This is a genomic window from Streptomyces sp. NPDC057702, assembly GCF_042799315.1.
In the GTDB taxonomy this organism is placed as follows: domain Bacteria; phylum Actinomycetota; class Actinomycetes; order Streptomycetales; family Streptomycetaceae; genus Streptomyces.
The window spans coordinates 83,887-102,877 of sequence record NZ_JBHVJC010000013.1 but is presented as its reverse complement, the minus strand read 5'-3'; the positions used below and the strand labels follow the sequence as shown (position 1 = coordinate 102,877).

The window sequence follows — 18,991 nt, the reverse complement described above, 5'->3', positions numbered from 1 at the left end:
GCGGTCCGGGGCCGGCGGCGGGTCGCCGTCTGGTCTGGCCGAACGCCCCGACCGGGCGCCGGCGGAGGCCGGGCCGGATCGGGGCGCGGACGGTGTCGGTCAGGCGGTCACGGTGAGCGCGGCCGTCGGGTCGGTGACGTCCGAGACGTCGTACGCGGCGCTCAGCGAGGCCGAGGTGACGTCGGTCGGGCAGCCGGCGCCGCCGGTGATGGCCACCGGGACGCTGGACTGCGGGTAGGTGAGCTTGGCCGGGGCGCCGTTGGCCCAGGTGCCCGGGACGTTCGCGGCGCCGGAGGTGCCGGTGCAGGTGATCGCGCCGGTCAGGCTCATGACCAGGCCGCCGTTCGGCACGGTCAGGTTGGCCGCGATCGTCGTGCCGTGCTGGATGGAGATGCCCCAGGTGCCGGAGGTGGCGATGGAGACGTTCACGCCGGGCACGTTGGTGGTGCAGGACTCGAAGGTGGGCGCGGTGATGGTGCCGGCCACCGGGCCGCTCGCGTTGGTGTTGTTCGGCGCGGCGGGTATCTGGTTGGCGCTGCCGCTACCGGCCGGCTGAGAGGTGGAGACCTTACAGGTCACGGTCATGTCGCCGGCCTTGATGACGATGTCACCGGACTGCTTGGCGCCGAAGTAGTGGCCCGCCGGGGTCACCGTGGTGGACCCGGCCGCCGCCTGGGCCAGCGGCGCGGCGGTGGCGGTGCCGGTGAAGGGGAGTGCGAGGGCCGCGACGGCGGCGACGCCGGCGGAGGTGGTCAGAACGCGGGAGCGGTGCGTGCGGTTCGTCATGAAGGGGCTCCTTGAGAGCGGCGTTGCGGAGCGATCTCCGCGCACAACATGAACCGAGCTCATTACGCGATGTAACGGGCCTGAGCCTAAAGCTGCCAATGACCATTGACAAGATCAGCGCGAGCGGTTTTCGGCCGAGGGAGCTGGTTCTGACGAGCCGTCGGATCGTGGTGAACGACGCTGTTACGCCAACGAAGTGCAGGTACGCCTTCGTTGTCATCCATCGCTTGAAAGTCGTACTTGGCGGGATCGCACCGGACGCCGGACTCCGGATGTCGGCATGGGGTGTTCGACGTCGCCGAGAGTCGCCGGGCCGGGCCGGGCCGGGCCGGTCGGGCGGTGCGGGGGCTCGCCCCGAGGTGAGCCCGCGCGTGGGCGGGGGCTCATCTCGGGCGCGCGGCGCGGGCCTCGCGGGGGCGCGAGGGGGTGTGGTGGGCGGGGCCGAAGGGGCCTGGGGGTGGCGGGTGTTCAGGTGGTTGCGGGTGGTCAGGGTTCGGCGGGTGGGGCGGGTGCGTTGGCGGGTGGGGGTGGCGTGCCGTACTCCGTCGCCACCGCGTGCTCCACCGCCCGGGCGAACTCGGCGCCCAGCGCCTCGCCGGCCAGTGGGCGCAGGGTGGCCACCGCGTGGGCGACGCGGTGGGCCTCGGGCGGGGTCGGGCCGGTGCCCGTCGGGGCCGGGTCAACGGCCCGGCCGTCGAGGGCGGGCGCGCCGTCGGGCGTGTGCGCGCGGACGGCGGTGACCAGGTGGTGGGCCAGCTCGGCGGTGTGGGCCCGCACCATGGCACCCGCCGTCAGCAGCGCGTCCAGCGGCACCCCGCCACGCACCAACTCGGCCGCCGCCTCCATGAGTTCGCGGCTCGCGTGGGTGATGGTCTCGCCGTCGATGCTCAGGTAGCCGAGCTCGGCCGCGCGGCGCAGGTTCTCCTCGGTCGCCTGGTCGCCGAACCGCTCGCGCAGCTCCGCCCGACAGGTCGCCTCCGGCGCCGGGCCGAGGCCCTCGCGCGCGGGCCGCGCGGGTCGCTCCGGAGGGGCGGGCCGCTCCGGGTCGGTGGGTCGCTCCTCCTCAAAGCCCAGGAACTCGGCGAGGCAACTGCCCCGGTCCCAGGCGGCGAAGAGCTCGGCTATCCCGTTGACCGCGTAGCCGCGCGCGAGGAGGTCGCTGATCAGCCGCAGCCGGGCCAGATGGGCCTCGGAGTACAGCGCCACCCGACCCTCGTAGCGCGGCGGCGGGAGCAGCCCGCGCCCCTGGTAGTAGCGCAGGTTGCGCACCTTGACGCCTGCCGCGCGTCCCAGCTCCGCCACGCGGTACTCCCGGCCGTGCCCCGATGCCTGGTTCACGCGAGCGAGTGTAGGGTCCCGACATCACCGCCGGGTGTCAGGTCGACGAAGCGCAGGCGCCTGGCAGCAACCTGCCCGCCCCGTTGTCGCTTCCGCGCCCCCGCCTCCACCCGTCGCCGCGCCCATCGGCCCCCCGCGTCACCTCCCACGTCCCGTGCGCACGTGCTCCGGGGCGGACGAACGGAGCCGCCCGAGGGGCTAGTTGGCCCCCGTCGCCCGTACGCCGCCCGCATCTCGCCCGTACGCCGGGCAACGGGAGCGAACGCCGGGTGGGGGGGCGAACGCCGGGCGGGCCCGTACCCCGGTCGCCTCGGGTCGAGCCCCGAGCCCCGAGCCCCGGGCTCCGGTGCGCGGGCCGGCCGCGAGCGATGGCGTGTGGCCCGCGCCGGGAGCGATGGCGTGTGGCCCGGCCGAGCGCCGAACGCGACCGCCTTGGGCAGTACGCCCGTCCGCCCTCGGGAACCCGTACGCGGCGGGGGAGGCGGTGGCCGCGAGGCCGCCTCGCGTACCTCCGTCGCACGCCCCTCGCGCCCCGGCGTGGCTGGCCTCCGCGGACTGCGCGCCCGTCCACGAGAACGCGTACCGGTCCCGCACCCGGGGGCGCGCCGGCCGGCGCGCTCCGCGTCAGGGGGCGAGGAGAGGGCGAGCCATGGTCGAGGAAGCCGTCATCGCCGAGGCGGTACGCACCCCGATCGGCGGACGCGGCGGAGCGCTGTCCGGCGTGCGCCCCGCCCACCCGCTCGGCACGCCGTCCGGCGCACTCCTCCCCCGTACCGGCCTCCAGGCCGAGGACGTCGAGCAGACCGGCAGCGGCACCCCCACCCACGCCGGGGAGCGGTCGACGCACGTGGCCCGCCACGGGTGGCGGGCCCGGGGCCTGCCGTGCGTACGCGACCGCCGCGACCACCGTGGACTGCCTGTGTGACTTCTCGCGGCAGGCCAACCACGTGGTGGCCAGCGGGGTGGTCGACGTCGGTGTCGGCTCCGGCGTGGGGGCCGTGTCGCGGGCGCCGCTGGGCGGCGACCACCGGCACGGGCCCGGTCGGGCCCGGCCTGACCCGTGGCCGGTGGTGGGCCTGTCGGGTCACGTCGAGGCGGCGAGCGCATCGCCTGACACCGTGGCCTGGCCCGTGACCCGTGCCCCGGTGGGACACGGCGGGTCCCGCCTCGCGGGAGCGGGCGGCTCGGGCCTGGGCCGGGGGCCGGTTCACGCGCGGGACCTTTTCCGAGTGGGTGCCGCCATCCGGGACGAGCCGGTCGCCGACAGGCCGGCTGGCGGGTCCCGGAGCGCGCCGAGGGGCTGCGGGAGACCAGCCTGGCGGCGTAGGGCGAGCCACGGCCCGTGACGCCGGCCGCACCGCACCCGGCGGGCACCTCCGCGCCGCTCCTGGACGGGGCGCGTACCGTCCCGTGGGCCGCCCGGGCGGTCGCACACGCGCCGGGCCGCGCCCCCGGGCCCGCGTCCCGGCCCAGACCCTGGTCGGCGCCGATCCGTACTTTCACCTCGATGGCCCCGTCGACGCCACCCGTGCGGTCCTCGGCCGGGCGGGGACGGCGCTCGCGGACGTCGACCGGGTCGAGCTCAACGAGGCGTTCGCCTCGGTGATGTCGTCCCGGGCGCAGACCTTTGAGCAGGGCCTGGAGAAGGTGAACGCCAACGGCGGCGCGATCCCCTCGACCACCCCGTCGGCGCCACCGGCGCCCGCCTGGTCACCACGGCCACCGCCCCGCACGAGCGGGAACGCCGGGACGAGGAGGTCGCGCCCACCACGACGGGCGCGGGCGGCGGCCTGACCCACGGCACGCTGCCGCGACGCCTCTGACCGGCGCCCCCCGAGGCTCCACCACTCCCGAGCCTCCTCCGCCCCCAAGGCTCCGCCACCGAGCCTCCGTCGCCTCCGGGCCCCTCCGCCCCTGGGCCTCCGCCGCCGCCTGGTGCGGCCGTCGCCCCGTGGCCCCGTCGCGCCGCCGCCCCGTCCTCGGCCCGCCACCCTTCTCCGATCCGCCGCCCCGTCCTCCGCCCGCCGCCCCGCTCCAGCCCGTCGGCCTGCCCTACGTCGGGGGCAGGGGCCGTTCCGTCCTGCCCCGTCCCCCCGTCCATCGCCTTCGCGTCCGTCGTCCCTGGGGTGTCGTCGGGTGACGACGGTGCGCCGGATCACACGCCCCACGGGCCCATCGCGCACCACCGCGTCGTAGCCTGCTGGCCTGTTGACTTCTCGCCTCGGTGGCGTGGTGTGGGCCCAGGCCCCGCCCTCGGCCGCCGTGGTCGGTGTGGTGGGAGCGGTGTCATGCGCGGAACGGACCTCACGATCAGGCGGGCCACGGCGCGCGACGCGCGGCGGCTGACGCGGCTGGTCCGCGGCTCGTCGGCGTACGAGGGCCGGTACGCGTCGATGGTCGCCGGCTACCGGGTGGGTCCCGACTACATCGAGGCCCACCAGGTGTTCCTGGCCGAGGACGGGACGGATCGGCTGCTCGGGTTCTACGCGCTGGTTTTGGACCCGCCCGAGCTGGACCTGATGTTCGTGGCGGACGCGGCCCAGGGGCTCGGCGTCGGGCGCGGGCTGGCCGAGCACATGAAGGCGCGAGCGCGGGCCGACGGCGTCCGGCGTGTCCGCGTCGTCTCGCACCCGCCGTCCGAGGGGTTCTACCGCAGCGTCGGCGCGCGGCGCGTCGGCACCGTCCCCGCCTCCCCGGTCGTCTCCTGGGAGCGGCCCGAACTCGTCTTCGCCCTCGACTGAGCCCACGCCACCGCGCGAGGGGAACGCGCCCGGGGGAGTACGTCCACGGCGGGCGGCCTACGGGCGCGCCCGGCCTGGCGGTGGCGGGCCGTCGGGGCGCGCGGTGCCGGGGTCGGTCACGGCGCCGGCCGGGGCGGGTCGAAGGCCACCGGCGCGTCGAAGGCGGCCCGTCGGGTGGCGCGGCGCAGGGCCGCCAGGATGGTGCCGCCCAACGTGCCCACGAGAACGACCGTCAGCACCGCCCGGGGCAGGTCCCAGCCGAGCGAGGTGGCCAGGTGGTAGGCGAGGAAGCGGGAGAGGTTCTCCGGGAGCGGGTCGCCGGGGACGAAGGAGACACCGGAGCCCAGGCCGCCGATGTACGGCCAGCCCTGGAGGTTCATGACCAGCCCGTACAGCGCTGAGGCGAGGGCTCCGTACACCGCCAGCAGGGCGAGTTCCGCGCGCCCGCGCAGCCGGTGCGCCCCCGGCAGCAGCCCGGCGCCCATCGTGACCCAGCCCATGGACAGCATCTGGAACGGCATCCACGGGCCGACGCCCCCGGTCAGCAGCGCGGACGCGAACATGGCCACCGCGCCGAGCACGAACCCGAACCCGGGCCCCAGCACCCGCCCCGAGAGCACCATCAGGAAGAACATCGGCTCGATGCCGGCGGTGCCCGCGCCCAGCGGGCGCAGCGCGGCGCCGGCGGCGGCCAGCACGCCCAGCATGGCGATGGCCTTGGCGTCCAGGCCGGTGTCGGCGATCGTCGCGACCACCACCGCGAGCAGCAGCGGCAACAGCGCGGCGAACAGCCAGGGCGCGTCCCGCGAGTGGGCCAGCCCCGACTCGGAGTCGGCCAGCAGCGGCCAGCCGAACGCGGCCACCCCGACCGCGCTGACCAGCGCCAGCGCGACCACCGACCGCCAGCCCAGCCGAATCGGCCGCGCCTGCCGCTGAGGCCGCGCCCCGTCCCCGCCCCGCCCGGGGCGCTCACCGTCCCCCCGGTGCGTGCCACGGTCCACCCGCGCGGCGGAGTCCGGCTGCGCGGCGGAGTGCGGGCGCGTGGCGCGTACGCCGTGTTCCCCGCGTACGTCGCGCCGCCTGCGTCCCGGCGCCCTCACGCGGGGGCCGCCAGGGCGTGGGCCACCTGCGGGACGGTCAGATAGGGCAGCGGTGCGAGCACCTTGGCGACCTGGGGGGCGAAGGCCGGCGAGGAGACGACGACCTCGGCGGTCGGCCCGTCGGCGACCACCTCGCCGTCGGCGAGGATCACCACCCGGTGCGCGAGTTCGGCGGCGAGTTCCACGTCGTGGGTGGCCAGCACGATCGCGTGCCCCTCGGCCGCCAGCGCGCGCAACACCGCCACCAGCCGGGCCTTGGCCGCGTAGTCCAGGCCCCGGGTCGGCTCGTCGAGCAGGATCAGCGGCGGCCCGGCGGTCAGGATGACGGCCAGCGCGAGCGCGAGCCGCTGCCCCTCGGACAGGTCCCGGGGGTGGGCGGCGTCGACCACGCCCGGCAGCAGGTCGCCGACCAGGGCGCGACAGGTGCCCGGCGGCGCGTCCGCGTCGCGGTCGGCGGCCACGCACTCGGCGGCCACCGTGTCCGCGTACAGCAGGTCGCGCGGCTCCTGCGGTACCAGGCCCACCCGGCGCAACAGGTCGGCCGGGCGCGTACGGTGCGGTACCGCGTCGCCGACCCGCACGGTGCCCGCCGCCGGCTCGTGCAGTCCGACGAACGCCGACAGCAGCGTCGACTTGCCGGCCCCGTTGCGCCCCATCAGGGCGACGCACTCGCCGGGGCGCACCGTCAGGTCCACCCCGCGCAGGGCGTCGATCCGCCCGCGCCGCACCCGCAGCGCCTCGGCCCGGCCGGCGGGCGCGCCGGACGCGGGCGGCGGCGCCTGGCCCGGCGCCGGCGGCGCGCCCAGCCGTTCGCGCAGCGCCCCGGCCCTGCGCCGGGCGTCCCGGACCGACAGCGGCAACGGCGACCAGTGGGCGAGCCGGCCCAGAGCCACCACCGGCGGGTGCACCGGCGAGCGGGCCATCATCTCCCCGGGCGCGCCGACCAGCGGCGCCGCGCCCGGCTCGGGCAACACGATGACCTGGTCGGCGTACTGCACGACGCGCTCCAGGCGGTGTTCGGCCAGCAGCACGGTGGTGCCCAGGTCGTGGACGAGGCGTTGCAGCACGGCCAGCACCTCCTCGGCGGCGGCCGGGTCGAGCGCGGAGGTCGGCTCGTCCAGGACCAGCACCCGGGGGTGCGCGGTGAGTACCGAGCCGATGGCCACACGCTGCTGCTGGCCGCCGGAGAGGGTGGCGATGGGGCGCTCGCGCAACGCCGCCAGGCCCAGCAGGTCAAGGGTCTCCTCGACGCGGCGGCGCATGGTCTCCGGCGGCAGCCCGAGCGACTCCATGCCGTACGCCAACTCGTCCTCGACGGTGTCGGTGACGAAGTGCGCGAGCGGGTCCTGGCCCACGGTGCCCACCACGTCGGCCAGGTCGCGGGGCCGGTGGGTGCGGGTGTCACGGCCCGCGACGGTGACCCTGCCGCGCAGCGTGCCGCCGCTGAAGTGCGGCACGAGCCCGGACACGGTCCCCAGCAGGGTGGACTTGCCGACCCCGGACGGGCCGACGAGCAGGCACAGCTCGCCCTCGTCCACGGTCAGGTCCACCCCCTGGAGGGCGGGCCCGGCGGCGCCGTCATAGGTGAGCGACACCTGCTCGAAGCGGATCACCGCTCGGTCTCCTTCGTTGTCGGGGCGGCGCTCGGGCGCGCGCCGTGGGGCGCCGGGGCCCGGCCGCGAGCGCCGGGGCGGGCCGCGTCCTCGGGCTGGTCGTCGTCGGACCGGGACGGACGGCCGGCTTCGGGGCCGGCCTTCGGCACCCCGCTGGCCGCGTCCGCGGGCACGGGGGCGACGAGGGCGGGCAGCAGGCCCAGCAGGATCGATGCGGCCGGCCACAGCGGCAGCGTCGGCGCGGTCAGCGGCACGGCGGGCGGGTGCAGGGCCGTGGGCGCGTACGAGCCCGCCCAGATCATCAGCCCCGCGACCGCCACCCCCGAGCCGGAGACCCACCAGGCCCGCGCGCCCCACCGGTCGGGCCGGTAGCGGGTGCGCGCGGAGCGGCGCCCGCCCAGCCACAGCCCGCCCAGCGCCGCGAGCAGCCCGCCGACCAGCACGGGCGCCGCGTACCCCGCGCCCTCGGCGGCGAGCAGGCCGTAGGTGCCGGCGCACACGCCGAGCAGGCCACCGACGCTCAGCACGGTGGTGGTGTGCCGCACCGCGCGCGGCACCTGGGCCGTGCGCCCGTAGCCACGGGCGTCCATGGCGGCGGCCAGTGCCACCGAGCGCTCCAACGCCCCCTCCAGAACGGGCAGCCCGACCTGCGCCAGGGCCCGCAGCCCCCGGTCGGACCGGCCGCGCAGCCGCCGCGCGGCCCGCAGCCGCTGGACGTCGGACACCAGGTGCGGCGCGAACGTCATGGCGACGACGACGGCCACCCCCGCCTCGTACAGGGCCCCCGGCAGCGACTTGAGCATGCGGGCCGGGTTGGCCAGCGCGTTGGCCGCGCCCACACAGATCAGCAGCGCGGCCAGCTTCAACCCGTCGTACAGCGCGAACACCAGCCCCTCGGCGGTCACCCGGCCGCCGAGCCGCACCCCCTTGGCCCAGTCCGGCAGCGGCACCTCCGGCAGCGTGAACAGGGTGTGGGTGCCCGGGATCGGTGAGCCGAGGAAGACCGCGAAGACCAGCCGGATGCCGATCACCACCAGGGCGATCTTGACGAACGCGCCGTACGAGCGGGCCCACGGGGCCTGTGTCCGGCGCACCGCGACCACGTACCCCGCGACCGCCACCAGCAGGCCGAGCAGCAGTGGGTTGGTGGTGCGGGAGGCGGCGACGGCCAGCCCGAGGGCCCACACCCACCACGCCCCGGCGTGCAGCGCGCCCGACCGGGTGGCGACCGGCGCGCGGACGGCCCGCAGTACGCCGGCGGTCCGTCCCCCGCGCGGGCCGGGGGCATCGGCGCGGTCGGCGACGACGCGGGCGCGCGGGCGGCTCTCGGCGCTCATCCGCGTCGGCGGCGCGCCTGCCACAGCGCCGCCGCGCCGAGCGCGAGGACGGCGGCGACGCCACCGATCAGCCCGGCCGACGGCCCGCCGTCGTCCGTGTCGTCCGTCGCGCGCCCGCCCGCCGTCGTGCCCGGCGTGGGTGAGGCGTCGGCCGAGGCGTCCCCGTCGCCGGCGCGGCCGACCTGTTCGCCGCAGCCGCTCGTGGGGTAGCCGGCGATCGCGCACAGCAGGGCGGCGGAGTTGTACCGCAGCGGCTTCGCCACCCGGGCCAGCGCGTCGGCCGCGGTGCCGTCGTCGCCCACCCGCGCGCACGCCGTACGGGAGGCGGGCGGCCGGTCGCCGCCCGGCGCGTCCCCCGGCGTGCCGAAGTCGAGGACGACCGCGATCCGCTTCGCCCCGTCCCGGGCGGGGGTGTCGGCGCAGATCGCGGCGAAGTCCGCCGGGCCCCGGGGCCGCACCGCGTCCCGGGTGTCGCGGCTGACGGCGAACCGGAAGCCGACGGTGTCCCCGTCCCCGGGCCGCGGGGTGGCCGGTCCCTGCGTGGCGTACGTCCACGCGCCGCCGTCCCGCTCCCAGAACGACCAGTAGCGGTAGCCGTCGGCGGCGGCCGGCGTGGCGCCCCACAGGCCGAGCGATGGGAGTGCCAGGGCGAGGGTCGTCAACGCGGCGGCCCCGCCGCGCCGCGTCCGGGGAAGGGCGGGGCGCCGTGCGCGCGCGCCGGCGGCCGGCCCAGCCGACCCGACCCGCCCGCGCGCCGTCGCCGCGCGGCGGGCGGGCCCGGCCACGGGCCCCTCCGTCGCCTGCCCCGAGCCCATCAGAGCTGCTGCTTCTTACGCCCGCTCAGCAGGAAGCCGATGCCGACGCCGGCCACCAGACCCACGCCGACGATCCACCAGACGCTGACGCTGGTGCTGTCGTCGTCCTTGTCCTTCTCGTCCTTGTCCTGGTCACCCTTGTCGCCCGCGTCCTCGGAGGAGGTCGCGGGGGTGGGGCCGGTGGCGTTGAGCTGCTCGACCAGGTCCTGGCCGCCGAACGCGCGCGGGTCGCCGCCGGCCGCGTGGCTGGCGAGCACCAGCTTGGCCAGCGCGCCCGGGTCGCCCTTCGCCCAGGTCAGCGTGCCGCTCTTGGCGGACTGGAGCCAGGTGAGCGGGCCCTGTGCCGCGCCCTTGTGGTCGCCGGCCGCCAGCGCGAGCACCGCGTCGGCGGTGCTGCCGTGGTCGGGCTGCTGCTCGGCGCCGGGCATCGCGGTCGTCAGGTGCTGGCCCCCGGCGGAGAGCGTGGTCACGAGGTACGCGGCGGCGGCATCGGCCGCGGCCTTCGGCTCCTTGTCCCCGTCCGTGTCCTTGCCCGCCGCGTCCTTCGCGTCGCTGTCGCAGGCCAGCGGCTTGGGGGCGGCGCCGTCCGACTCGGCGGGCTCGACCTGGAATCCCTCGCCCCGCGCGGCGAGCGCGCCGTCGGCGCTGGCCAGCGCGTTCGGGGCGAGCTTGCCGCTCTTGTCCGGCTGGTAGCCGAACGCGCCCCGGTCGGCCCGCTTCGCGTCGCAGCCGAGCTGGAAGCCGAGCAGCGCGTCGTACGGGTTCTTGCCCCCCTTCGCGGTGACCTCGCCCGGCTCCCGGTCGGCGGCGGCGAACGCGCCGACGGCCACGGCCGTGGAGTTCGGGTCGCTGGGGCTGCCGGGGTTCATGCCCCAGCCACCGTCCGCGTTCTGGTGCCGGGTGAGCCAGTCGAGTCCCCTGGTCACCTCGGCGGCGCGCCCCCCGACGGTGGCCAGCGCCTGGACGGCGGCCCCGGTCGCGTCGCTGAACTCGCCCTTCCTCGCGTCGCACGGGCTCTTGGGGTCGGCCCGGTAGGGGGCGAACCCGCCGTCCGCGCACTGCTGTCCGGCCAGCCAGTCGATGGCCTCGGTGGCCGGGGTGACGCCCACCGCGTCCTGCGCGAGGAAGGCCAGCGACTGCCGCCACACGCCGTCGAACTTCGGGTCCTTCGCCCCGTACAGCCCCTTCGGCTGCTGCTGCGACCCGGGCTGCGCGGCGGAGGACGTCGCGGGCGACGGCGACTCGTCGGCGGTGGCGACGGGCGTCGCCGCCACGCCCAGGACGGCGGCGCAGGCCAGCGCCACGGCGCCGCGGCGCGCGTGGACGGCGAGGGAGGGGGCCATGGTCGGTGCCTCTCGGTGGGTAGCGTCGCGATGTCCGTCATCGCGGCGTCGGTCGTCGCGGTGCGCAGCCGCCCACGTCGCCCTCCGCGCGACGGACAGTCGCGCGGTGGCACCGGGCTCAGCTCCGCAGACCTCGACGGGCGCCGGCGACCGGGCCGGGCCCTCGCGAGGCACGGCCGGCTCCGGGAGCCTTCTCGCCCCGGCACGGGTGGTCCGGCTCGCACGGCCGCGCCACGGGGGCACGCCGCGCTTACGGTTGCGGGTCAGCGCCGGTCTTCCACCGGCTTTCCCCGTCCCGGGGCGGGATGAAGTTGTCCGCGACAGCTTATCCGCCGCCCCCGGGCCCACCGCCGCCCACCGCCCCACGGCCACCGCACGTCCGCGCCGCCGGCCGGGAGGTGGCCGGCCCGAGAAGGGGGGCACGCCGGCGTACGTCGCCCGCGACCGGGGCGGCCCACGCCTCGCCGGACGGGGCGCGGGCCGGCCGAGACGGGCGGGGCGGGCGCGCGTGGCCGGCCGCGTGCCGTACGCGACCGGGGGGCGGGCCCGCGATCCCGTCCGCCGCCGGGGGCGGTGCCAGCACGTCGGCCCCCACCGCCCGTGAGGGGCGGCGAAGGCCGATGTGGTCAGGCTGTCCGGCGAGGCCGGGCGTCAGGTCAGCACCAGTGCGGGGCCCGGCCGATGTTGGCGATGTAACGGGCCGCGCCCCACGCCCACTTGCCGTTGTCCAGCAGGTACCAGCGCGGGTTGCCGTCGATGTTCTGCCCGTTGACCTTGCACACGATGTTGACGATCGTGCCGTACGGGAGAGCGCCGACGACCTTGTGCTTCTGGCTCGGGCCGCTCCGGATCAGCAGGCCCGACTTCGCGATGACGCGGCCCTTGTAGTGGGCGGGCTTGGCCTTGACGGAGGAGCTGGTGTGCTCCGCGGCGGCCGTGGGGGTGGCCGCGAGAGCGGGGGTGGCGGCGGTGGCGAATGCCAGGGCACCCGTCGCCGCCGTCAAGGCGATCTTGCTGAACGTGGACTGCAGGAACATCTGTTTCTCCAGGAGGTGAAGGAGCGGCTCCCCCGGCGGGGAGCGCGTGAGCTGAGCCAGCGGAAAGAGTGCGACTGTGTCGACGTCGGGGCGTTCGACGACGCCGGCGATCACACACCGGCGCCACGGTGGGCACCCGACAGCGGCCGGTCGGATGTGATGAAAATCCCACCTAACCGCCACAAAGCACGCTAAGTAGGTCACGGAAACTTTGCAAGTCATCACGTTCCGTGACGGTCGCGCGTCCGCGCCCCGCCCACGCGGCCTCGCCCCCGTCGCGACCCGGCCCGCCTGACGGGCGCGGGCCCGGGCGCGCGCCACCCCCGACTCGTGCCGCCCGCCTCGGGGCGGTGGAACGCCCCCGCCGCCCCGAGGCCGTGCGCCCCGCGCCCCGCCCCCGCCGTACCGCCGCCCGCCCCCGCCGCCCCGCTGTCGGTCGCGCCGGGTGTCTCGTACGCGCCCCGCCGCCTCGAACACCCCACCGCCCCGTGTGTCGGCCGCTCCCGGGTGGGCCCGCCCGCCTGTCGGTCGGCCCGGCGGCTGGCGGGCGGGCTCGGGCTGGAGGCGGGTGGGGTGTGCGCCGGGAGTGGGCCTGCCCGGGGGCGGCTGGAGGGGGTGGGGGCGGGGTGGGCTCCGGCCGGGTGGCGGCCTATCGTGCGCGGGGTGATCAACGGGCCCTCGGGGGCGTACGCGGAAGGCGGGACGGTATGACGGAGCGTTGGCGGATCGAGGTCGATCAGGGCGTGTGCATCGGGTCGGGGCTGTGCGCGGGGGAGGCGCCCGCCGCCTTCCGGTTGGGCGCGGCGCGCCGGTCCGAGCCGGTCACGGCCGAAGTGGCCGCCTCCGAGCGGGTGTTGGACGTCGCCGAGAGCTGCCCGGTGGAGGCCATCTCCATCCGACTCGCGCGCGACGGGGAGGCCGTGTTCCCGCCCGCGGAGTAACCCCCGCCACCGGTCGCCGCCTCGCCCGGCGCCGGTGAACCCGCCGCTGGTGGAGCCGATTCGAGTGGGTCCGCCGCCCGGCCCGCCGCGCCGTGCCGCCGCCCGTCCGGCTCGCCCCGTCGCCGCTCCGGCCCGAGGGGCGGCCGGCCACGGCCCCGGCCGGGGCCCGCTCCGCCCGCGCGCGTCCACGTACGCGGGGCGCGGCTTCCCGCGACCCCTTCCACGCCCCCGCCCGACCGACAGGTCCGAACCGCACCAGATGCGAACCGAGTTGGCCACCGGCGGTCCGCCGGGCCGAGCCCGTACGCCCGACCTCGGCCCTGACCCGACTCCGCTCCTGACGCCGACTCCGGCCGCGACCCGACCCCGAAGTTCCGTGCGGGCGCGACGACCTGCCGTACGCACGCTGTGGCGGCCTCGCGCCTCGCCACCGCGCGAACGCCACAGGGCACCGGCGTCCGTCCCCGGTCGGGCGGTGCCGGCACGTGGCCTTGGCGACAGGTGGCCGCGCCGAGACGCGTCGTCACGAACCAGCCGACGCCAGGCGGGAGTTCGTATGGCTGGCGTCGCCCCTTCGCCGTCGTCCGACGCGCCGTGGGGGAGGGGGCGTGGCCGGTTGGGCGGCTGGAGGGTGCCGGACGGGGCCAGGGGGGAGCCCCGGCCCGGGAGCGTGGTGCAACCGGTCCCAGCGGTCAGTTGGGGTCGGTGAGGTCGATCAGGCGGCAGACGGTCTCGATGTCGATCTTCACCTGGGCGATGGAGGCCCGCCCGGAGAGCCAGGTGATGAGGGCGGAGTGCCAGGTGTGCTCGATGACGCGTACCGCCGAGAGCTGGGCCGGGGTCGGCGTGCCGGTCAGGCCCATCGCGTCCAGGATGATCGCCGTCGTCAGCCGCGAGACCGTGTCCACCTCGGGACTGACCGAGCGGTCGGCGAAGGTCAGGGCGCGCGCCATCGCCTCCGCGAGGTGCGGCTCGCGCTGCATCGCCCGAAAGGCCCGCATCAGCGTCTGGGCGACCCGCGCCGAGGGCTCCTCCTCGGTCGGCGGGCGCTTGCGCAACGTCTCGTGCAGCCGCTGCAACTGGTCCTGCATCGTCGCCACCAGCAGATGCACCTTGGACGGGAAGTAGCGGTAGAGCGTGCCGAGGGCCACCCCCGAACTCTCGGCCACCGCCCGCATCTGGACGGCCTCGAACCCGCCCCGGCTGGCCAGTTGGGCGCTGGCGTGCAGGATCCGACGGCGGCGCGCCTCCTGCCGCTCGGTGAGCGGCGCCGAGGTCGCCTTCGAGACTGCGGTCATCTGTCCTACTTCGGTGCGGGCCCCGAGCGTGCGCGGGCTGGTGGCGAACACCGTGCATGATGACAGGGCCTTCGAGGCCGCGCGAGCGCTGAAACCTGTTCCACTTCGCCAGGCCCCCGCGAGCGGCCCCCGACTCCGCGTCGCCGCCCCGCCGACCCGTGCGGCGGCCGGGCACACCCCCGCGACCACGGTTCACCCAGTGGCGCGAATCACCCGGGCCCGGCAGGGGGTCCCTGGGGGTGGCGGGTATCTTCGAGACTTCCCGCACGTTCCGCTGGTGGAACTTGTTCTACATCTCGGCGAGCGATTACGCTCCCGCTGGACCGCATCGAGAAGGGGGCCGCGAGTGAGTGCCGAGGCCGTGCAGGCGACCGGGCCCGACCCGCTCCGGGCGGCGCCCCCCGCCGCCGAGGGAGCGCCACTACGCATCGCGCTCCTCACCTACAAGGGCGACCCGTTCTGCGGCGGCCAGGGTGTGTACGTGCGTCACCTCTCCCGCGAGCTGGCCCGGCTCGGCCACCGCGTCGAGGTGCTGGGCGCCCAGCCCTACCCGGTCCTGGACAGCGTGGCGGGCCCCGGCTTCCCCGCCGGCGGCGGCGTCCACCTCACCGAGCTGGCCAGCCTCGACCTCTACCGTCAGCCCGACCCGTTCCGCACGCCCAGGGCGCACGAGTTCCGGGACTGGATCGACGCGCTGGAGGTCGGCACGATGTGGACCGGCGGCTTCCCCGAGCCGCTCACTTTCAGCCTCCGTGTGCGCCGCCACCTCGCGGCCCGCCCCGGCGCCTTCGACGTCGTGCACGACAACCAGACCCTCGGCTACGGCCTGCTCGGCCTGCCCCGCGCCGGATTCCCCCTGGTCACCACCGTCCACCACCCGATCACGGTGGACCGCAGGCTGGAGCTGGACGCCGCGACCGACTGGCGCCGCCGGGCCTCGGTGCGCCGCTGGTACGCCTTCAGCCGGATGCAGAAGCGCGTCGCCCGGCGGCTGCCCTCGGTGCTCACCGTCTCCGGCTCCTCCCGTCGCGAGATCGTCGCCGACCTGGGCGTGGCGCCGGGCCGTGTGCACGTGGTGCCCATCGGCGCCGACGCCACCCGCTTCGCACCCGACCCCTCCGTCGCGGAGATCCCCGGCCGCGTCGTCACCACCGCCAGCGCGGACGTCCCGCTCAAGGGCCTGGTCCACCTGGTCGAGGCGCTCGCCAAGCTGCGTACGGAACAGCCCGACGCGCACCTGGTCGTGGTCGGCAAGCGCGCCGACGACGGGCCGGTGGCCGCAGCGATCGAGCGGTACGGACTGGCGGACGCCATCCGCTTCGTCAAGGGCATCAGCGACGACGAGCTGGTCGACCTCGTCCGCAGCGCCCAGGTGGCCTGTGTGCCCTCGCTCTACGAGGGCTTCTCGCTGCCCGCCGCCGAGGCCATGGCCACCGGCACCCCCCTGGTGGCCACCACCGGCGGCGCCATCCCCGAGGTGGCCGGCCCTAACGGCGAGACCTGTCTGGCGGTGCCGCCCGGCGACGCGGACGCCCTCGCCCAGGCCCTCGGCCGACTCCTGGCCGACCCGGAGCTGCGGGCCCGCCTCGGCGCCGCCGGACGTGAGCGCGTCCTGCGCCGCTTCACCTGGGAGCAGGCGGCACGCGGCACCGTCGAGCACTACCGCGAGGCCATCCGCGTCCAGGCCGCCGCCGCGCGCCGCCGCTGACCCCGCCACCGCCCCGCCGCGCCCCCGACCACCGCGCGGCCCGCCCGCGCGGAGTGCCCGAACCGCGCCCCGCCCCGTACGCCCCGCCCACGACCGTCCCGCTCCCCGGCCCGGCCTCCCGCCGGCCTCGGAGCGCGCCCCCACCGCGCACTACCGCCTGATGGAAAGAGAGGCAGACCCCCGTGCTGACCGTCGACTTCTCCCGCTTCCCGCTCGCCGCCGGTGACCGGGTCCTCGACCTGGGCTGTGGCGCGGGCCGGCACGCCTTCGAGTGCTACCGGCGCGGCGCGCACGTCGTCGCGCTGGACCGCGACGGCAAGGAGATCCGCGAGGTCGCCCGGTGGTTCGCCGCGATGCGCGAGGAGGGCGAGGCACCGGCCACCGCCACCGCCATCGCCCTGGAGGGCGACGCCCTCGCGCTGCCCTTCCCCGACGACAGCTTCGACGTCGTGATCATCTCCGAGGTGATGGAGCACATCCCCGACGACAAGGGCGTCCTCGCCGAGATGGTCCGTGTGCTGCGACCGGGCGGCCGGATAGCGGTCACCGTCCCCCGGTATGGGCCGGAGAAGGTGTGCTGGGCGCTCTCCGACGCCTACCACGAGGTCGAGGGCGGCCACATCCGCATCTACCGGGGCGACGAACTGCTCGACCGGATGCGCGAGGCGGGGCTGCGGCCGTACGGCACCCACCACGCGCACGGGCTGCACAGCCCGTACTGGTGGCTCAAGTGCGCGTTCGGCGTGGACAACGACAAGGCGCTGCCGGTCCGCGCGTACCACAAGCTGCTGGTCTGGGACATCATGAAGAAGCCGCTGGCCACCCGGCTCGCGGAGAGCGCGCTCAACCCGCTCATCGGCAAGAGCTTCGTGGCGTACGCGACGAAGCCGCACGACCCCGCTCCGCTGGCGCCGACCACCGAGCCGGCCGGGACCATCGCCGCCGACCCCGCGTCCACCGACCACGCCACCCACCAGGAGCGGGAATGACCGTCGCGGGTCGCGGGCCGGGGCGTACCGACCGGCTGGTACTGCCCGGCGTGCTGACCGCCGAGCAGGCCGGGCAGACCGTCGCCGGCATCCTCGCCGTCCAGCGCGCGGACGGCGCCATCCCCTGGTTTCGCGGACACCACCTGGACCCCTGGGACCACACCGAGGCCGCCATGGCGCTGGACGTCGCCGGCGAACACGAGCGCGCCGACGCCGCCTACCGTTGGCTGGCCCGCCACCAGAACGCCGACGGCTCCTGGTACGCCGCCTACCCCGACGCCCCCGACGGCGTCGCCGCCGACCAGCCCACCGACCGCGCCAAGGAGAGCAACTTCTGCGCCTACGTCGCCGTGGGCGTCTGGCACCACTACCTGTCCACCGGCGACGACGCCTTCGTGGACCAGATGTGGCCCACGGTGTACGCGGCGATCGAGTTCGTCCTCACCCTCCAGCAGCCCGGCGGCCAGATCGGCTGGAAGCGCGCCGCGCCCGAGGACGGCGGCGAGATCGTCACCGACGCCCTGCTCACCGGCTGTTCCTCGGTCCACCAGGCCCTGCGCTGCGCCCTGGCCATCGCCGAGCACCGCGAGGACCCGCAACCCGACTGGGAGTTGGCGCTCGGCTGGTTGCGGCACGCCATCGGCCACCACCCCGAACGGTTCCTCGACAAGAGCCGCTACTCCATGGACTGGTACTACCCGGTCCTCGGCGGGGCACTGACCGGCGCCGCGGCCAGGGAGCGCATCGCCGAGGGCTGGGACCGCTTCGTCGTCCCCGACCGCGGGGTGCGCTGCGTGACCCCCAACCCCTGGGTCACCGGAGGCGAGAGCTGCGAACTGGCCCTCACGCTGTGGGCGATGGGCGAGTCCGACCACGCGGTGCGCGTCCTGCGCTCCATCCAGCACCTCCGCGCCGACGACGGCATGTACTGGACCGGCTACGTCTTCGACGACGACGCCGTCTGGCCCCGCGAGCTGACCACCTGGACCGCGGGCTCCCTGCTCCTGGCGGTGGCCGCGCTCGGCGGCGACGAGGCCACCACGCGGGTCTTCGGAGCCGAGCGGCTGCCCGCCGGGCTGCCCCCGGACTGCTGCTGAGCCCATCCCGCGCCCGCCACCGGGCCGATGTCAGACCCTGGTCGTACCGTGCCGTCATGAGCGAACTGGGATACGACAGATACCGTGCCGCGCTGGCCCGTCAGACCGATCTGCTGCGCGCCGCCGTGGCCGGGGCCGATCCGGCCGCCCGCGTACCGACCTGTCCCGAGTGGACCGTCACCGACCTGCTGACGCACGTCGGCCAGGCCCACCGCTGGGCCGAGTTCCTGCTGACCTCGCGGGCCACCGCGTACGCGGAGGACGAGCGGCCCGCGTCGAAGGGCCCGAGCGACGGCGACCCGGCGGCCATGGACGCCTGGCTGGCCGAGGGCGCCGCGATGCTGGACGCCGCGCTCGCGGCGGCGGGCCCCGGCGCCCCCCTGTGGTCCTGGGGCCAGGAGCAGAGCTCGTCGTTCTGGGCGCGCCGCATCACGCACGAGACGGCGATCCACCGCGCGGACGCGGTCGCCGTCACGGGCGCGGAGTACGCCGTGGACCCGGACGTGGCCGCGGACGCGATCGACGAGTGGCTGGAGATCGTCAGCAACCCGTTCGCCGCCCACTTCAACCCGAGCCTGGCCGAACTGCGCGGCACCGGGCAGGCCATCCGCCTCCGGGCCACGGACACCGAGCCCGAGCAGGCCGCCCACTGGACCATCGAGCTGACTCCGGACGGGGTGCGCTGGGCCCGCGCCCAGGGAGCGGCGGCCGTCACCGCCACCGGCGCCCTCACCGACCTGCTGCTCCTCTTCTACCGGCGGCTGCCCCCGAGCAGCGACCGGGTCACCGTCACCGGCGACCGCGCGCTCCTGGAGTTCTGGCTGGACCGGGCCAGCTTCCGCTAACCG

The 18,991-nt window shown here is 76.5% G+C and carries 15 protein-coding genes, 1 pseudogene and 1 riboswitch; of the genes and pseudogenes, 7 read left to right on the top strand and 9 right to left on the bottom strand.

Features of this window, described 5'->3' with window-relative positions; all coding sequences use genetic code 11:
- Positions 1–99 precede the first annotated feature (99 nt).
- Together ACFVFR_RS12160 and ACFVFR_RS12155 are read right to left on the bottom strand one after the other, a co-directional pair.
- Positions 100–786: a hypothetical protein gene (locus tag ACFVFR_RS12160; protein WP_383700152.1), complete on the bottom strand. Its 687-nt coding sequence runs from the start codon at positions 784–786 to the stop codon at positions 100–102.
- Between the two features lie 486 nt (positions 787–1,272).
- Positions 1,273–2,124 (bottom strand): MerR family transcriptional regulator, encoded by an 852-nt coding sequence (locus ACFVFR_RS12155; protein ID WP_383700150.1) that lies wholly within the window; start codon positions 2,122–2,124, stop codon positions 1,273–1,275.
- 649 nt (positions 2,125–2,773) lie between these two features.
- Here ACFVFR_RS12155 and ACFVFR_RS12150 point away from each other — a divergent pair.
- Both ACFVFR_RS12150 and ACFVFR_RS12145 read left to right on the top strand, forming a co-directional pair.
- Positions 2,774–3,947 (top strand): annotated as a pseudogene (locus ACFVFR_RS12150) (steroid 3-ketoacyl-CoA thiolase).
- A gap of 465 nt (positions 3,948–4,412) precedes the next feature.
- Entirely contained in the window at positions 4,413–4,865 is a 453-nt protein-coding gene (locus ACFVFR_RS12145; protein WP_383700148.1) for a GNAT family N-acetyltransferase, read from the top strand.
- Between the two features lie 116 nt (positions 4,866–4,981).
- Here ACFVFR_RS12145 and ACFVFR_RS12140 read toward each other — a convergent pair whose 3' ends face one another.
- The 6 genes from ACFVFR_RS12140 to ACFVFR_RS12115 all read right to left on the bottom strand — a co-directional run bounded on the left by ACFVFR_RS12140 (position 4,982) and on the right by ACFVFR_RS12115 (position 12,110).
- Complete coding sequence (locus ACFVFR_RS12140; RefSeq protein WP_383700371.1) at positions 4,982–5,866, bottom strand: ECF transporter S component; 885 nt, start codon at positions 5,864–5,866, stop codon at positions 4,982–4,984.
- Positions 5,867–5,961: 95 nt separating this feature from the next.
- Positions 5,962–7,578, bottom strand: coding sequence for an ABC transporter ATP-binding protein (locus ACFVFR_RS12135; RefSeq protein WP_383700146.1), 1,617 nt, complete (start codon positions 7,576–7,578; stop codon positions 5,962–5,964).
- Positions 7,575–8,915, bottom strand: a complete 1,341-nt coding sequence (locus ACFVFR_RS12130) for a CbiQ family ECF transporter T component (RefSeq protein WP_383700144.1) — start codon at positions 8,913–8,915, stop codon at positions 7,575–7,577. The genes ACFVFR_RS12135 and ACFVFR_RS12130 overlap by 4 nt, the downstream gene beginning before the upstream one ends.
- Positions 8,912–9,577 (bottom strand): SCO2322 family protein, encoded by a 666-nt coding sequence (locus ACFVFR_RS12125; RefSeq protein WP_383700142.1) that lies wholly within the window; start codon positions 9,575–9,577, stop codon positions 8,912–8,914. Before ACFVFR_RS12125 ends, ACFVFR_RS12130 begins: the two co-directional genes overlap by 4 nt.
- A gap of 152 nt (positions 9,578–9,729) precedes the next feature.
- On the bottom strand, positions 9,730–11,073 hold the full coding sequence (locus ACFVFR_RS12120) for a prenyltransferase/squalene oxidase repeat-containing protein (RefSeq protein ID WP_383700140.1): 1,344 nt from the start codon (positions 11,071–11,073) through the stop codon (positions 9,730–9,732).
- 206 nt (positions 11,074–11,279) lie between these two features.
- Positions 11,280–11,364, bottom strand: a riboswitch (cobalamin riboswitch).
- A gap of 365 nt (positions 11,365–11,729) precedes the next feature.
- Positions 11,730–12,110, bottom strand: coding sequence for an SH3 domain-containing protein (locus tag ACFVFR_RS12115; RefSeq protein WP_383700138.1), 381 nt, complete (start codon positions 12,108–12,110; stop codon positions 11,730–11,732).
- A 707-nt stretch (positions 12,111–12,817) separates the two neighbouring features.
- On the opposite strand from ACFVFR_RS12115, the gene ACFVFR_RS12110 reads away from it, so the two are divergent.
- Complete coding sequence (locus ACFVFR_RS12110) at positions 12,818–13,051, top strand: ferredoxin (RefSeq protein WP_383700136.1); 234 nt, start codon at positions 12,818–12,820, stop codon at positions 13,049–13,051.
- 692 nt (positions 13,052–13,743) lie between these two features.
- Here the strand turns inward: ACFVFR_RS12110 and ACFVFR_RS12105 are convergent.
- Positions 13,744–14,349, bottom strand: coding sequence for a TetR family transcriptional regulator (locus ACFVFR_RS12105; protein WP_383700134.1), 606 nt, complete (start codon positions 14,347–14,349; stop codon positions 13,744–13,746).
- A gap of 346 nt (positions 14,350–14,695) precedes the next feature.
- On the opposite strand from ACFVFR_RS12105, the gene ACFVFR_RS12100 reads away from it, so the two are divergent.
- From ACFVFR_RS12100 to ACFVFR_RS12085, 4 genes are all read left to right on the top strand, one after another.
- Positions 14,696–16,057, top strand: a complete 1,362-nt coding sequence (locus tag ACFVFR_RS12100) for a glycosyltransferase family 4 protein (RefSeq protein ID WP_383700132.1) — start codon at positions 14,696–14,698, stop codon at positions 16,055–16,057.
- A gap of 182 nt (positions 16,058–16,239) precedes the next feature.
- Positions 16,240–17,046 (top strand): methyltransferase domain-containing protein, encoded by an 807-nt coding sequence (locus ACFVFR_RS12095; protein ID WP_383700130.1) that lies wholly within the window; start codon positions 16,240–16,242, stop codon positions 17,044–17,046.
- The gene (locus ACFVFR_RS12090) at positions 17,043–18,143 is read left to right on the top strand and encodes a prenyltransferase/squalene oxidase repeat-containing protein (protein ID WP_383700128.1); all 1,101 of its coding nucleotides are present in this window, start codon (positions 17,043–17,045) and stop codon (positions 18,141–18,143) included. Before ACFVFR_RS12095 ends, ACFVFR_RS12090 begins: the two co-directional genes overlap by 4 nt.
- A 56-nt stretch (positions 18,144–18,199) precedes the next feature.
- Entirely contained in the window at positions 18,200–18,988 is a 789-nt protein-coding gene (locus tag ACFVFR_RS12085; RefSeq protein WP_383700126.1) for a maleylpyruvate isomerase family mycothiol-dependent enzyme, read from the top strand.
- The last annotated feature ends 3 nt before the right edge of the window (positions 18,989–18,991 follow it).

Coding starts and splice junctions, on each gene's coding strand:
- ACFVFR_RS12160 (WP_383700152.1), bottom strand. CDS start 786: ATGACGAACCGCACGCACCGCTCCCGCGTTCTGACCACCTCCGCCGGC.
- ACFVFR_RS12145 (WP_383700148.1), top strand. CDS start 4,413: ATGCGCGGAACGGACCTCACGATCAGGCGGGCCACGGCGCGCGACGCG.
- ACFVFR_RS12130 (WP_383700144.1), bottom strand. CDS start 8,915: ATGAGCGCCGAGAGCCGCCCGCGCGCCCGCGTCGTCGCCGACCGCGCC.
- ACFVFR_RS12120 (WP_383700140.1), bottom strand. CDS start 11,073: ATGGCCCCCTCCCTCGCCGTCCACGCGCGCCGCGGCGCCGTGGCGCTG.
- ACFVFR_RS12115 (WP_383700138.1), bottom strand. CDS start 12,110: ATGTTCCTGCAGTCCACGTTCAGCAAGATCGCCTTGACGGCGGCGACG.
- ACFVFR_RS12110 (WP_383700136.1), top strand. CDS start 12,818: ATGACGGAGCGTTGGCGGATCGAGGTCGATCAGGGCGTGTGCATCGGG.
- ACFVFR_RS12105 (WP_383700134.1), bottom strand. CDS start 14,349: ATGACCGCAGTCTCGAAGGCGACCTCGGCGCCGCTCACCGAGCGGCAG.
- ACFVFR_RS12090 (WP_383700128.1), top strand. CDS start 17,043: ATGACCGTCGCGGGTCGCGGGCCGGGGCGTACCGACCGGCTGGTACTG.
- ACFVFR_RS12085 (WP_383700126.1), top strand. CDS start 18,200: ATGAGCGAACTGGGATACGACAGATACCGTGCCGCGCTGGCCCGTCAG.